The 13,225-nt window shown below is 71.9% G+C and carries 12 protein-coding genes; 2 read left to right on the top strand and 10 right to left on the bottom strand.

Annotated elements, in window-relative coordinates; all coding sequences use genetic code 11:
- Positions 1 to 74: 74 nt before the first annotated feature.
- Together murC and msrB are read left to right on the top strand one after the other, a co-directional pair.
- Positions 75 to 1,469, top strand: coding sequence for a UDP-N-acetylmuramate--L-alanine ligase (murC, locus tag ACGFW5_RS33820; RefSeq protein WP_393838163.1), 1,395 nt, complete (start codon positions 75 to 77; stop codon positions 1,467 to 1,469).
- A 19-nt stretch (positions 1,470 to 1,488) separates the two neighbouring features.
- Entirely contained in the window at positions 1,489 to 1,896 is a 408-nt protein-coding gene (gene msrB / locus ACGFW5_RS33825; RefSeq protein WP_393838164.1) for a peptide-methionine (R)-S-oxide reductase MsrB, read from the top strand.
- Positions 1,897 to 1,977: 81 nt separating this feature from the next.
- Here msrB and ACGFW5_RS33830 read toward each other — a convergent pair whose 3' ends face one another.
- From ACGFW5_RS33830 to ACGFW5_RS33875, 10 genes are all read right to left on the bottom strand, one after another.
- The gene (locus ACGFW5_RS33830) at positions 1,978 to 3,039 is read right to left on the bottom strand and encodes a zinc finger protein (protein WP_393838165.1); all 1,062 of its coding nucleotides are present in this window, start codon (positions 3,037 to 3,039) and stop codon (positions 1,978 to 1,980) included.
- A gap of 176 nt (positions 3,040 to 3,215) precedes the next feature.
- Positions 3,216 to 3,584 (bottom strand): hypothetical protein, encoded by a 369-nt coding sequence (locus tag ACGFW5_RS33835; RefSeq protein WP_393838166.1) that lies wholly within the window; start codon positions 3,582 to 3,584, stop codon positions 3,216 to 3,218.
- Positions 3,585 to 3,634: 50 nt separating this feature from the next.
- Positions 3,635 to 4,345: a vWA domain-containing protein gene (locus ACGFW5_RS33840; RefSeq protein ID WP_393838167.1), complete on the bottom strand. Its 711-nt coding sequence runs from the start codon at positions 4,343 to 4,345 to the stop codon at positions 3,635 to 3,637.
- Positions 4,346 to 4,415: 70 nt separating this feature from the next.
- Positions 4,416 to 5,561, bottom strand: a complete 1,146-nt coding sequence (locus ACGFW5_RS33845) for a lipopolysaccharide kinase InaA family protein (RefSeq protein ID WP_393838168.1) — start codon at positions 5,559 to 5,561, stop codon at positions 4,416 to 4,418.
- Positions 5,558 to 6,811: a serine/threonine protein phosphatase gene (locus ACGFW5_RS33850; RefSeq protein WP_393838169.1), complete on the bottom strand. Its 1,254-nt coding sequence runs from the start codon at positions 6,809 to 6,811 to the stop codon at positions 5,558 to 5,560. The genes ACGFW5_RS33845 and ACGFW5_RS33850 overlap by 4 nt, the downstream gene beginning before the upstream one ends.
- Complete coding sequence (locus tag ACGFW5_RS33855) at positions 6,808 to 8,139, bottom strand: hypothetical protein (RefSeq protein WP_393838170.1); 1,332 nt, start codon at positions 8,137 to 8,139, stop codon at positions 6,808 to 6,810. The genes ACGFW5_RS33850 and ACGFW5_RS33855 overlap by 4 nt, the downstream gene beginning before the upstream one ends.
- Before the next feature lie 35 nt (positions 8,140 to 8,174).
- Positions 8,175 to 10,397, bottom strand: a complete 2,223-nt coding sequence (locus tag ACGFW5_RS33860; RefSeq protein WP_393838171.1) for a hypothetical protein — start codon at positions 10,395 to 10,397, stop codon at positions 8,175 to 8,177.
- Between the two features lie 378 nt (positions 10,398 to 10,775).
- Entirely contained in the window at positions 10,776 to 11,174 is a 399-nt protein-coding gene (locus ACGFW5_RS33865; protein WP_393838172.1) for a hypothetical protein, read from the bottom strand.
- A 366-nt stretch (positions 11,175 to 11,540) separates the two neighbouring features.
- A complete protein-coding gene (locus ACGFW5_RS33870) occupies positions 11,541 to 11,909 on the bottom strand; it encodes a chorismate mutase (RefSeq protein ID WP_393838173.1) in 369 nt (122 codons plus the stop codon).
- A gap of 104 nt (positions 11,910 to 12,013) precedes the next feature.
- Positions 12,014 to 12,793 (bottom strand): 4'-phosphopantetheinyl transferase family protein, encoded by a 780-nt coding sequence (locus ACGFW5_RS33875; protein ID WP_393838174.1) that lies wholly within the window; start codon positions 12,791 to 12,793, stop codon positions 12,014 to 12,016.
- Between the last annotated feature and the right edge of the window lie 432 nt (positions 12,794 to 13,225).

Genomic DNA, 13,225 nt, shown 5'->3' on the forward strand with positions numbered 1-13,225 from the left:
GTGTACGGAGAGGAGCCCCCGGGGGAACTAGGCTGGGGGCTCCTTCTGTACGTCGCACCCCGGGAGAGAACCGCATGGCATCCGCCATTCCCACCGCCATGGAACGGCCGCACTTCATCGGCATCGGCGGTGCCGGCATGTCGGGCATCGCGAAGATCCTGGCCCAGCGCGGGGCACGGGTCGCGGGCAGCGACGCGAAGGAGTCCGCCACCGCCGAGTCGCTGCGCTCCCTCGGCGCCACCGTGCACATCGGCCACGCGGCCGGCCACCTCGCCTCCGACGCCACCTGTGTGGTCGTCTCCAGCGCCATTCGCGCCGACAACCCCGAGCTGGTCCGCGCCGCCGAGCTGTCCGTGCCCGTCGTGCACCGCTCGGACGCGCTCGCCTCGCTCATGGGCGGCCTGCGCGCGATCGCCGTGGCCGGCACCCACGGCAAGACCACCACCACCTCGATGCTGGCCGTCGCCCTGACCGGGCTGGGTCTCGACCCCTCGTACGCGATCGGCGGCGACCTCGAAGGGCCCGGCACCAACGCCCGGCACGGCGAGGGCGACATCTTCGTGGCCGAGGCCGACGAGAGCGACCGCAGCTTCCAGAAGTACGACCCCGAGGTCGCCATCGTCCTCAACGTCGAGCTCGACCACCACGCCAACTACGCCTCGATGGACGAGATCTACGAATCCTTCGAGACCTTCGTCGGCAAGATCAACCCCGGCGGCACCCTGGTGATCTCCGCCGACCAGCACGGCGCGGTCGAGCTGGCCCGCCGGGTGCGCGACCGGGCGGGCCTGAACGTCGTGACGTACGGCGAGTCCGGCACGGCGGACGTACGCGTCCACAAGATCACGCCGCGCGGTCTCACCTCCGAGGTCACGGTCCTCCTGAACGGCAAATTCCTGACCTTCACGGTCTCGGTCCCGGGCCGCCACTACGCCCTCAACGCGGTCGCCGCGCTCGCCGCGGGCGTCGCGCTCGGCATCCCTGCGCACAACCTGGCCTCCGCGCTCGGCACGTACACCGGCGTCAAGCGCCGCCTCCAGCTCAAGGGCGAGGTCAAGGGCGTCCAGGTCATCGACTCCTACGCGCACCACCCCACCGAGATGACCGCCGACCTGGAGGCGATGCGGGGAGCGGCAACCGACGCGCGCCTCGTCGTGGTCTTCCAGCCCCACCTCTTCTCCCGCACCCAGGAACTCGGCAAGGAGATGGGCCAGGCCCTCGCGCTCGCCGACCTCTCCGTGGTCCTCGACATCTACCCGGCCCGCGAGGACCCGGTCCCCGGCGTCACCAGCGCGCTGATCATCGACGCGGCCAAGGCGGCCGGTGCCACCGTCACCGCCGTGCACGACATGTCCTCGGTCCCGGACGTCATCGCGGGAATGGCCGCCCCCGGCGATCTCGTTCTCACCATGGGCGCCGGTGATGTGACGGACCTCGGCCCCGCCATCCTGGCCCGCCTGTCGCACTGATCCGACCGAGGAGCACCCCATGTCGTACGACGTCGAGAAGCCGGACGAGCAGTGGCGCGCGGAGCTGACGCCCGCCGAGTACCAGGTGCTGCGCCAGGCCGGCACCGAGCCCGCCTTCGTCGGCGAGTACACCGACACCAGGACCGAGGGCGTCTACGCGTGCCGTGCCTGCGGCGCCGACCTCTTCACCTCCACCGAGAAGTTCGAGTCGCACTGCGGCTGGCCCAGCTTCTTCGACCCGAAGGACACCGACGCGGTCGAGCTCATCGAGGACCGTACCCACGGCATGGTCCGCACCGAGGTCCGCTGCGCCCGCTGCGGCTCGCACCTGGGCCACGTCTTCGAGGGCGAGGGCTATGCGACCCCGACCGACCAGCGCTACTGCATCAACAGCATCTCCCTGACGCTGAGGAGCACCGAGGGCTGAGCACCCGGGTTCGGCACGGCGGCGCGGCGGCCCGTGGGACAAAGGACCGCCGCGCCGCCGCGCCGCCGCGCAGACCGGGACTCAGGACGGCGACGGCTCGGCAGTGACCTTCTCCTGGCCGATCCTGCTGCCCGACTCGTAGATGGTCACGACCCCGTCGTGGATGACATAGCGGTACGGAGCGTTCGTGGCCTCGTACCCGCTGTCCGTCTTCTTGGCCGGCATGGCGATGCCCGGCTCACGGTGGTCGCTGAACTCCCCGAAGTAGTACAGGTTTCCCGCCGTCGTACGGCACAGGGTGATCTGCTTGTTCTGCGTGACGAACGCCTCGACGAGACGGGCTCCGTCGCCGCTGGGCAGCGCCCCGGCGATGCGTGAGGGGCAGGGGCTGCCGCTCGCGCTCGACGACGGCTTCGCCGAGGCGGAGCCGTGGTCGAAGAGGCTCTTGCAGCCGTCGGCGAAGATACCGAGGACGAAGACGAGCCCGATCGCGGAGAGACAGCCCACGCACCCGTTGGACCGTTTCGGCCGTGGCGCGTACGAGGTGCGCGGGGCCACGTACGCAGGCGGCGCGGGAGCCGGGGCCGGCGGCGGGTGGGGCGCCGACGGCCGGGGCGCGGTGGGGGTGTAACCAGTGGCGCTCGGCGGCGGATAGAAGGCTCCCTCGGGGCGGGGATGCGGCCGCGTGGGTCCGGTCGGCGGTGGCGCCGAGGCGCGCGGTGTGCGGGGCGCCGACGGGGCGCTCCGCTTCGGCGCGGGCCGCTTGGGCGCCGATGGCCCCGAACTCGTCGGCTTGCCACCGGTGGGCTTCGCCCCGCCGGGCCCGGGGGTTTTGCGGGGCGCCGACTTCTTCGTGGCCGCCTTCCAGCCGGTGCCGCACCCGATGCACGAAAGATCCGAAGTGACGTTGTTCGTATCGCACTTGGAGCACTGCCAGTCCTTGGACGGCCGCGCCGGAGCGGGGCGCTTGGCGGGGGAGCGCGGCGCCGGGGCGCCGCCGCCGTCCGCCGGGGCCTGGCCCCGCGTCGTGCCCGGACGCGGCGCGGGGGCCGGGCGGGCGTTGCCGCAGCCGTCGCAGGCCCGGTCGCCGGGCCCGTTCACGTTGTCGCAGTCCGCGCACTGCCAGTTGGCCGAAGCCGCCACCCTCGTCCTGCCTCTCTGTCAGTCGTCGTCCATCGGGGTCTTTCGTTCGGATGCGCCGGATCAGGGCGCGGTGCCGGACTCCGAGAGCCCGGCACGGCCCGGACGAGGTCCGCCAGGGAGTGTCTTCCAAGGAGTGTCGTCGGCCCGCCGACCAGGCGGGACGTGGAAGACACCCCCTAGATGTCGTCCGCGTTCACCCGGTCCATGACGAGCTGGAACAGCTCCTCGGACGCGGGCGCCGCAGGGCTGAGAATCCACCCCGCCTCGCGGGGGCAGCGCGCCAGATGATGGGCGCCGGTGTCCTCCGCGGGCCGGTCGGGAATCTCGTACGCGCTCCACAGCGCCCGCATGAACTCCTCGGCGTCCCCGCTCTGCGCGGGCGGCACGTCCACGCGCAGCACCACCGGCGCCGCCCCGTGCTCCGCGCCCATCTGGAAGCGGAACACCAACTGGCAGCCGCCGTCCTGGCCGGGGTGCAGGGTGGCCGCGACGCAGCACGCCACCCTGGCGTCGAACACTCCGGTCCCGGCCCACGCGAACTCCAACAGTCCCTCGGGGCCGCCGCACTTCAGCCTGAACCCCGGCCAGGCCAGCCTCACAGGCTGTTCGCGATCGTCTCGATGATCTCGTCCATCTCGAACTCCTCAAGACCCTGCCCCGCCTTGGAGGCGAAGTGGAGCGTCAGGTCCCACTCCTCGGCGATCGGATCGGACCACGGCGCCTCGTCGGGTGCGAACAGGACGAGCCGCTTGGCCGACTGCTCCATGACCGAGGTCTGGCTGCGGGCGTAACCCCACTGCTCGAAAAGGTCGTCGATGCTGCGCGGAATGCCCGCCGGATACGACTGGGCGCTCGCACCGGCCGTGCCGAGCGGATGGGCGGGGGCGTCCGTGAACATCACGATCACATGGCGCCTGCGGTCGAGCCCCGTCTCCCACGGGGAATTGACCGCCAGGGCCAGCGCCTCAAGGCCGGACTCGGGGATGTCACCTCCGCCGGACGCGTGGATGCCGCTGAGGAACTGCTCGAAGTCCCGCGCCTGGGACGGCAGTTGGAGGAAGTCGGTCTGCTCGATGGCGGTCGAGGGGTCGTCACCGAAGTCACGGAAGGCGATCACCTTCAGCCGCAACTGGCTGATGGCCTTGCCCTTCTTGCCCATCACGCCGTCGAGCCGCTCGTGGAACTGGAGCGCGCTCGCCTTCACGGTGTCCAGGACGGGAAACATGCTGCCGGTGGCGTCGATGCAGAGCACGATGTCGACGGCGTACTGCAGATTCCCCTGGTACTGCTCGGCATGGCTGTTCACGCGGGTACGTCTCCTTGCGGTGCGGGTGCGGGTGCGCGTTCGAAGGGGCGGGCGGTCCTGTGCGGCGCGCTCACGACGAGCGGCGGCCGCGGTCGCGGTCGCCCAGGTTGATACGGACGCGTGAGGACCGGGGCCCGGGCACGTCGGGTGACGGCGCGGGGCCGGGCTCGGCGGCGGTGGCATCTGCCGGGGGCGCCGGCTCGGGCGCGGGGGGCGTCCTCGGTGCGAGATTGGTGCGGATACGGCTCGTACGCCCCTCGCCCGCCGAAGCCGTCGGCCCGGGCGCCTCGGCGGGCGCCCGCTTCGGTCCGGACGTTCCGGGGCGGCGGTGTTGCAGCGCGCACACCTTCGGATCCGAGAGCGCCGCGAGGAACGCGGAGATCCGTGGCCGGCTCCCGGCGTCGCCGGCCGTCATCCGGCGCAGCAGGCCCAGCATCTGGTCGGAGAGCCGGGTGCTGAGGGCCAGCTCGTCGCCCCCGTTCACGGCGTCGGCCGGAGACCCGAACCGGCTGTCGTAGTAGGGGAGTTCACCCACCAGATACAGATGCGTCATGAGGCCGAGCGCGAAGATGTCGACGGCGCAGGTGAGGTCGCCCGGCCCCGCGTCGCGCTGGAGGTAGCGGCGCCACTCGGGGGAGCCGTAGAAGGAGTCGCCCGAGATGTCCTCGGGCTCCGGCGGGCTCCCCGACACATAGGAGTCGTCGAAGTCGATCAGCTTCGCCGCGTGGAAGGCGGCGCCGTCGCGCTTTTGCACCAGGACGTTCAACGGCTTGAGGTCGCCGTGCACCACGTCGATGTCGTGGAGCTGCTTGAGACTGTTGCCCAGCGTCTTGAGCAGCACCATCTTCTGCCGCGGTTCGAGCGCCTGGGGCTTCTCCAGGGTGGAGGTGTCGATGCGCTCCGTGACCTTGTAGTACGTACTGCCCTCGTGGAAGAAGTCCTTGGCCAGGACGATGTTGCCGCCGCCGCGCGCGTCCGGGCGCAGCCGCTTCATGATCGTGTGATGGCGCTCCTCGAACTCCTTGGCCAGCCGGCGGCGGATGGCCAGGCTCGGGGACTCGCGGGCGTCGTCGCGGGGCCGCTTGGGCTCCAGGAACTGCTTGATGAAGTATGCGGCGCCGTCCTTCTCAGCGAAGGCCCAGATGCACTTCCCGCCGTTGGCGTTGGTGGGGTCCGTGACGATGCGGTAGCCGCCGATCGTGTCGCCCTTTTTCACGCGTGCTCCTCGGATGCCGCCGGCAGATAGGTCTCGTAGGCGCCGCGATAGGCGTGCCAGCTCTGGTCCTGCCAGGCGCGGACGCGGCTGCCCAGATGCGCCGGGTCCTCCGGCGCGGCGCCGCTGTCGACGGCGCGGGGCGAGCGGTCGAGAGCCCGGGGCCGGTTGCGCCCCTGGCGGTCCCTCAGCTCCGCGAGCCGCGGCGCGTACGCATCCCGCAGGGCCGCGAAGCTCGGGTGCCCGATGGCCACCAGGGCCAGCGAGGCGTCATCCGCCGTGTAGCGCCGCACCTCGCGGCGGACCAGATCGGCCCACTCCTGCTCGTTCGCGGCCCGCACCAGGGTTTCGAGCAGCACCGCCTCGAAGTCACCGGGCGTATGGACGTACCCGAAGAATCCGTCCGTCGCGGCCACCAGCACGACGGGCAGGGAGAACGGGTTGAGCCGTTGCGAGTCGATCACGAACTCGCGGTCCGCGGACGCCAGGTTGGTCATCGGCGGATCGCTGCGCAACAGTTCAAGCGTGTCGCTCTCGCGGGTGTGGTCGCGGGTGAGCACCTGGAGCCCGTCGTGCGGATGGAGGGTGTAGGCACGCGAGTCGCCCGCCCACAGCGGCTGGAGAACGACGAACCCCTCATCGTGCAGGCGGTAGTACACCCCGGCGACCGTGGTGGGCAGCTGACGGCGCATGGTGCCGCCGATCTTGCTGCGCCGTTGCGGGGCCCTGGACAGAAACCACTGCACATAGTCGTGCAGGCTCTCGGGCTCGGCCCAGTCGGGGTCCAGCGAGACCTCGCGGAACCAGCAGTCCGTGGCGAGGCGCGCCACCCGTGAGCCGACCCAGGCCCCGGTGTGCCATGAACCGGCCGGGCTCTGCCAGGCGGGCGCGGAGCCCGCGCCGCCCGACCCGTCGAACACGGCGAGCAGCCCCTGCCGGGTCTGCTCGTGGTGCGCGACGAACGGCTCCGCGTCCTCGCCCTGCCCCGGCACCTGCTCGCTCCACACGGTGAAGGCACGCACCCCGCCCTCGCCGCCGGGGGCCGCCCAGGTCCCCGGCGTCATCGGGCGCGGCAGCGGGCCTTCCGGTGCGGACGGCAGGACGCCGCCCGCATCGGGGGGAGTGGTCGGCTTGTCGGGTGTGGGCGCCAACCGGTGCTCTCCCAGCGGTACTTGGGCGCCCGGCGCCGTCGGGGGCGGTGCGCCGTGCCGCAGGGCGTGCCCGATGTGCCAGGGTTCGTACTCGCTCGTCACCGCCGGCCGTCCTTTCCTGGGGTCCCTCGCTTGGCGGTGCCGCGCACGCGGCTGACACGGGGCGCCGCGGTGGAGGGCGGCTCGCCGTCGGGGCCGCCGGTGGGCGCGGGTGCCTCGCGGCCGGAGGATGCCCGTGGCGGAACGGCTTCGCCGCCCGAGGGCCGCCCCGAGCCTTCCAAGGGGCCGGATCGCGGGGGCCAGTGCTCGTCGACGACACGCCCGCGGCGGTCGGCGGGGCCGGGCAGGGGCTCGTCATCGGGCGGCGCCGAGGGACCGGCGGGAGCCGGTGCGAAACCTGAACGGCCTTCCGTGCGCGGCGACTTGGGCCCGGCCGGGACCGCCGCCCCGCTCGCGCCGGGCCCGCGGTCCGCGCGGCCCCGCCCCGAAGGGCCCTCCTCACGAAGGACCTCTCCCCTGAGCGGCGCCCGGTCGTCGTGCGCGTCCGGATCCGTCTCCAGCGCACGCGCCAGGGTGCCGCGCAGCCGGCCAGGACGGGTCGCCTTCTCGAAGAGACCGTCACCTTCGCGCAGTACTTCGTCGAGGACGGCACGTTCGAGCTCGGCCTGCTCGAACGGCTCCCGGTCGGCGTCGCCGCGTTCCAGGACCATGCGCATCACCTCGCGCCGCACCTCCCGCTTCTCGGCCTCGCCCTTCTCGATCCAGGCGAGCGCCGCCCGCGGCCCCTCCCGCTCCATGATCTCGGCGATCAGACCGTCGACGCCCTCCTCGCGGATCATGTCGAGATGCCGCCTGCGCCGCATGCCGGCCAGCCGGGTCTCGCGCTCCACATCGCGGAACTCACGCCCGCTGCCGACGATTTCGTCCTCGTCGACGAGGAGTTCGACCTGGACGTTGCGCAGCCGGATCGCGTCGTCCCCCGTGAACCCGGCGAGCGCGGCGTTCAGGGCCTGCTCGGCCTGGTGGAACTCGGCGATGTCGTAGTCGCGGGCCACCGAGCGCAGCGACTTGCGCAGATAGCCGTACAGCGCGCCGCTCATGTCCCGGATGCCGCGCGAGACGACCTTCGCCGGGTCCGCGACCCGGCACACCAGATCGACCCGGCTGCGGAAGGAGAACGTCGGGTCGCGGCTGAGCAGAGGAATGTCGAGCAGGAGCCGGTGCTCGGCCATGTCGATCGTGTACATGCCGCTGTACGCGCCGAAGCGGGAGGAGGGGATCTCCTCACCACTGCGGACCGTCAGGGAGGGCCCGCTGTCCCGCACCAGGACCAGGGCGCGCCCAGGATCGGGCGGCCGCACCGGACTCGTCAGACGCCACTTGGGCAGGTCCTCGCTGTGCAGCACCGGATCGTAGGTCTGTGCCTCCACTGTGCTCCTCCCGACTCGTCCTGTGTGGGGTGTGCTCATGTGTCGCGTTCGAGCCGCTGGTGCAGCACCGCCGCGTTCTTCGAGGGCCGCTCCCGGCTGCGCGCCCACTTCTCCAGCCACCACAGCAGCCGTTGACGGTGCGAGCCGGGCCTGCCCGCGACCTCCACGAGGAGCGATCCCAACGCGTCCAGGGAGCCCGGGCACTTGTCGCAGTAGGTGTCGATCCACTCGCGCAGCGCCTCAAGCGCCGTCTCCTGGAGCGGGCGTCGCGCCAGCGCCCGCGCCCACAGCTCCGCGAGCCGGTCGCCGTGCCGCGGCAGCCCGCTCAGCAGCAGCGGCACCCCGGGCACGCCTTCGACGGGCCCGTCGGCCATCCGCTCGTACGGCCGGGTCGCCGCGAAGACGAAGGCCGACAGGGACTTGACGACCATGGGGGAGAGGTCCTGCGGCTCGGACCACTCCAGATAGGCGTCGAGAAGCGGGCCGGCCTGCCCCTGGTGGACGAGATGGACCCCGCCCCAGGCGACCGACGGCAGAGTGCCCCAGTCGTCACCCCGGTCCAGGGCGCCGCGCAGCACGGCGACGGCCCGCTCGGGGGCCTCGCGGCCCAGGATCCCGCCCACCGCGTTCGCCGCCGTCCCGGCGAGCCTGCGCTGCTGCGCCGAGCTGCCGCCGCGCGCCCAGCCGTCCAGCAGGTCCCATACGGCCTCGGACGTCTCGGGGCGGCTCCCGGCCACCCCGAGAGCGGTGGCCGCGGCCTGCCGCAACGGCCAGGAGGCGGCGCCCGCCCAGGAGGTGAGGAAGCGGTGGACCGCGTAATGGTGATCCGCCGAGGCGAGCACCCCGGCGGCGACCGCGGCCCGCGCGCGCACCTCCAGGTCGCTGTGGCTCAGCAACTGGCGCATCCAGGCGAGGACCGCATCACGCCATCCGTCGAGGCTGGTCCACGCGTAACGCAGGATGACCTGCCCGAGCAGCGCGCTGCGAAAGCGCACCCGCGGTGGCCCCGATCCGTCCGGGACGAGCTGGATCCACTGCTGCTCGTATCCGACGCGGTCCCTGAACCGCAGGTCGGGCGTGGCGGGTTCGGGCGGCGTGAGCGTTGCGCAGAGCTTGACCGCCGCCTCCGAGACGGTGAGGTAGCCACTGCCCTCCAGGGTGGCGGCCGCCAGCGCGAAGGCCAGGGCCTCCGGTTCGCGGTAGCGGTCGAACCAGCCGCGTACCTGATCGCTCGGGTCGCGCAGCGCCGCCGCCTCGGCCGCCACGTCGCCGCCGGCCCGGATCACGGAGGCGAGCCGTGCGGCGTGCCGGGCCGCGGGCTGCTCCCGCAACGCGCGGGCCGCTCCCGTGGATTCGATCAGCGCGTGCAACGCCGCCCGGGACTCCGGGTCCTCCTCGTGGCCGAGTACCCGCCGCTCCAGGACGGCCAACGGGTCGGCGGGCCGCAGGGCATGCGTGGCGATGGCCGCGCCGCCCGGCCCCCGGAGCACCAGGGTGAGGTCGTGGCCGCCGGTGAGCACCAACAGCCCACCGCCGGCGCGCAACGCGGCCACCACGGACGGCAGTCGGCGCAGGGCGTCGGCGAACCCCGTCACGCCCGCAGGACCGTCCTCAAGGCTCGCCAGGTACCCGTTGTTCTCTCCCGGCGGCGCCCAGTCGGATTCGAACAGCACCGTCGGGTCTAGGAGCCGGTGGCAGGCCCCGCCGCCGCTCAGCGCGAGGGCTTCCCCGAGCAGATTCACCGCGGTGGCCTCGCGGCCGCTGCCGGGGGCGCCGGTCAGCACCAGCAGGCGCTCCTCGCAGAGGAGGGTGAGCGCGTCGCCGTACCCCGCGGGCTGGACGAACAGGTCGGTGTGGCCGGCGACCTCGGACGGGTCGAGCGCGAGTGTCGGCAGACCGCGCGGGCCCGCCGCGCGGCGACCTCCCCCCGTGGTGTTGAACCCGCCACCGAAGCTGACCGTTTCGTTGAACAGCGCGAGCGTGCCGATCCGGGTCCCCGAGGCGTCGTCGTTGAGGCGCTGCGCGATGAGGTCGGCGATGGCGCCCGCCCGCAGCGCTTCGGACCGCTCCGCGTCGGCGTCCGACGTGCTTTCGGTCAGGTTGCGCAGGGCATCGGACTCACTGACCGGACCGTCCTGCTCGGCCCCGCCGGTACGGGGCTCACCTTCCGGCGTGGATGTGGCCGCGGGGGCCGCCAGGCCCGAATCGGGGCTCTCCGGCCCGGTGTCCGGCGTCTCCGTCAGGGATTCCTTGCTCATGGCACTCGGTCTTCCGGGGCAGAACAGACAAAGGGGGAACGGCACTTGCGGGCGCTCGTCGACGAACAGGACGTGACGAACAGGATGTACAGCAACGGGGAACGGGACGTACGGCGACGGTGAAGGGGACGTACAGCAACGGGGAACGGGCCGGGTGGCGACCACGGACGGACACGCCCAGCACGGTGGCGCCAGGTGGCCGTGCGTACGGGACCTGGACGGCGCCCCGGGTGGTGGGGGCGCCGAGTGTTCGCAGCACCCGGGGCGCGGCCGACGAGCGGGCGGCGGCTCAGCGTCCGGCGGGATCCGCCGTCGGAACACCGTGCCGCCGATCCGCCGGACCCGCCGGGGAGAGCCGCACCGGGGCGCCTTTGGCCGTCAGGACACGTTCCAGTCCCCGTGCACTTCGACCTTCTCGTTGAACACCTGCGCGTTTTTGATCAGAGCCGCGGTGACCTGCGGGCCGCCGCGCCCCATCGTGGCGGCCGCCTCGTCGACCAGCCGCCGGACATCGGCCTCGAACGCCGGGTCGCGGAGCATGTGCGCGGCGAGGATCCGCTCCAACTCCTGACGCGACTCCTCGTCCTGCGGCGCCCGCGTCACACGGTCGAGAGCGACCTCCGCAGCGCAATCCCCTCCGAACCGTGCCCGCAGCCGCGCCATGAGTCTGGCGCCGCCATTCCAACCGGACCGCCCCGCCTCTTGGGCGGCGGCCTCAAGGGCTCCCTTGGCCACGAGCGCGACACTCGCGGCCGCGACAGCTGTCACCGGATCCATGGTGCTCCCCCGATTTCCCTCACAAACATGTGAGACCGGCCAAGTTTGCCCTCCCTCCCTCGTGGAAAGGGGGCCTCGCCGAACGTTGGCCGAAACCCGCCGGGCAGCGGAAACCTTTCCGTGTCCGGCACGGCAGGCCGCGGCTGAACTCCGGCTGCGCCGAGCAGAAATGGACGATTGGCCGGATCCTTGTCCAGCCTCCGTACGCCGTCCCCTCGGGGCCCCAGGCCCCTGCGATCACTGGTCGGTCGTCGACAAGGTGGTCGAGCCGGCTGCCTCCCCGGCACTTGTCCTGAGCACCGGCACTTCTCTTGAGCATGATCAAACTGACCAAAGTGATCGAACTGGTCGAACTGGTCGAACCGATCAACGCTGAGCGCCACGGTTTCGATGAGGCGTGGTGCCCCGGCAGATCTCCAGGATCGTCATCGCCAGGGCGCTTCCCTGCCGCCCGAACCGGGCGGCATAGCGCTTGATGATCACGTTCTCGCGCCGGAACTCGGTGCGGCGTCCGCCCGCGGCCATCCGCACGTGCTGGACGGTCTCGGACAGCTCGCGGCGGCACTCCAGGAGGGTCAGGATCTCGGCGTCCACCACGTCGATGGAGCTCCTGAGCTCCGCGATGGTGGCCTCGGTTGCGGCGGGGTCGGAGGTGGGCGGTGCCTGCATGGTCATGGTGCTCTCCTCGGACGGTAGGGCAGTTGACGTGCGGGCCGGTCGGCCTGGGTACGACATCCGGTGGAACAGATCGGCGACGGACGAGACCGGAACCGCGCCCACCGGCTCGCCCCGCCCCGCCTCTTCCCCGTCGTGCGAGAGGGGGGGAGAGGCCGGGCTCGTCAGGCGTGTACGCGCAGGTGGATCTCAGGACGGCTGCCGTCGGAGCCTGCGGGTACGGAGCCTGTGGGTACGGACCCCGTGGGTGCGGAGCCGGCGGGTATGGAGATGGCCGCGGCCCAGGCGTCGGGCACGGCGAGGTCTGTCACGGTCCAGGACGCGGGCGTGCCCGGCACCCCGGCGGCCACCACGACCGGCCCGGAACTCTCCGGCCGTGTCTCGACCGCGCGCAGGTCGGTCGTGATCCCGACGCCCACCGCCTTGAGCACGGCTTCCTTACGTGTCCAGGCGCGCAGGAAGGCGCGGGTGCGAGCCGGCCGATCGGGCGCACCGAGTACGACCCTGCTCTCGGACCCGGTCAGCGTGGACTCCGCCAGCTCCTCGACCGGGAAATCCCGTACGCCCTCGACATCCACCCCCACGGGAACGCGGGCCACGGCGAGCATGCCGCAGCCGTTGGTGTGCGAAATGCTGATCCACAAGGGGGACTCGGGGTGGAGCACGGCGGGCGGGCCATGGAGCGGGTCGCCGCACCCGGGGCAGGGCCTGCGCCCCAGGCCTATGTCCCCGGGCGGCACACCCAGGAGTTCCGAGAGGATCCGTCGACTGGCGGCGCGCCCTGCGACGAAACCCACCGCCGTCGCGGGATGAACGATCCGGGCGGCACGTGCGCGCTCGTCCGCACTCAGCAGGGCCAGGTCGGCGGGCTCGGGGGAGCCGTCTCCAGTACGCCACCACCAGGCGTGCGCGACGGCGGTCTCGGGTTCGAGGATCAAGGTCACGTCAGCACGCTACAACCCTGGGCGTCGCGGAGTTGAAGCCCAAGTTGACTCGGGATGAGCAGCAGCGTAAGGTTTTTCGGGTTGCCACGGAGCCGGAACGGTTCTGCGACAACCGTCCGCCGCAGCTTCTGCGGCAACCCTACTCAGCACGATCCCTCGACCGGGGCGAATTTGGCATGCCGAATTCAATTCCTGTCGAACCGGAAGACTCGATTATGAATCCGCCGGGGAAATCAGCTAGAGTTCGGGACGTCGGAACGGCCCAACGGCCAGGACGACAAACCCCGCTCCGACGGGGAATCGGACACGAAAGAGTCTGATAGAGTCGGGAACACGTAATACCGAAGGGAAGCGCCCGGAGGAAAGCCCGAGAGGGTGAGTACAAAGGAAGCGTCCGTTCCTTGAGAACTCAACAGCGTGCCAAAAGTCAAC

Origin of the sequence: Streptomyces sp. NPDC048416 (assembly GCF_043200435.1) — a bacterium.
Lineage (GTDB): Bacteria > Actinomycetota > Actinomycetes > Streptomycetales > Streptomycetaceae > Streptomyces.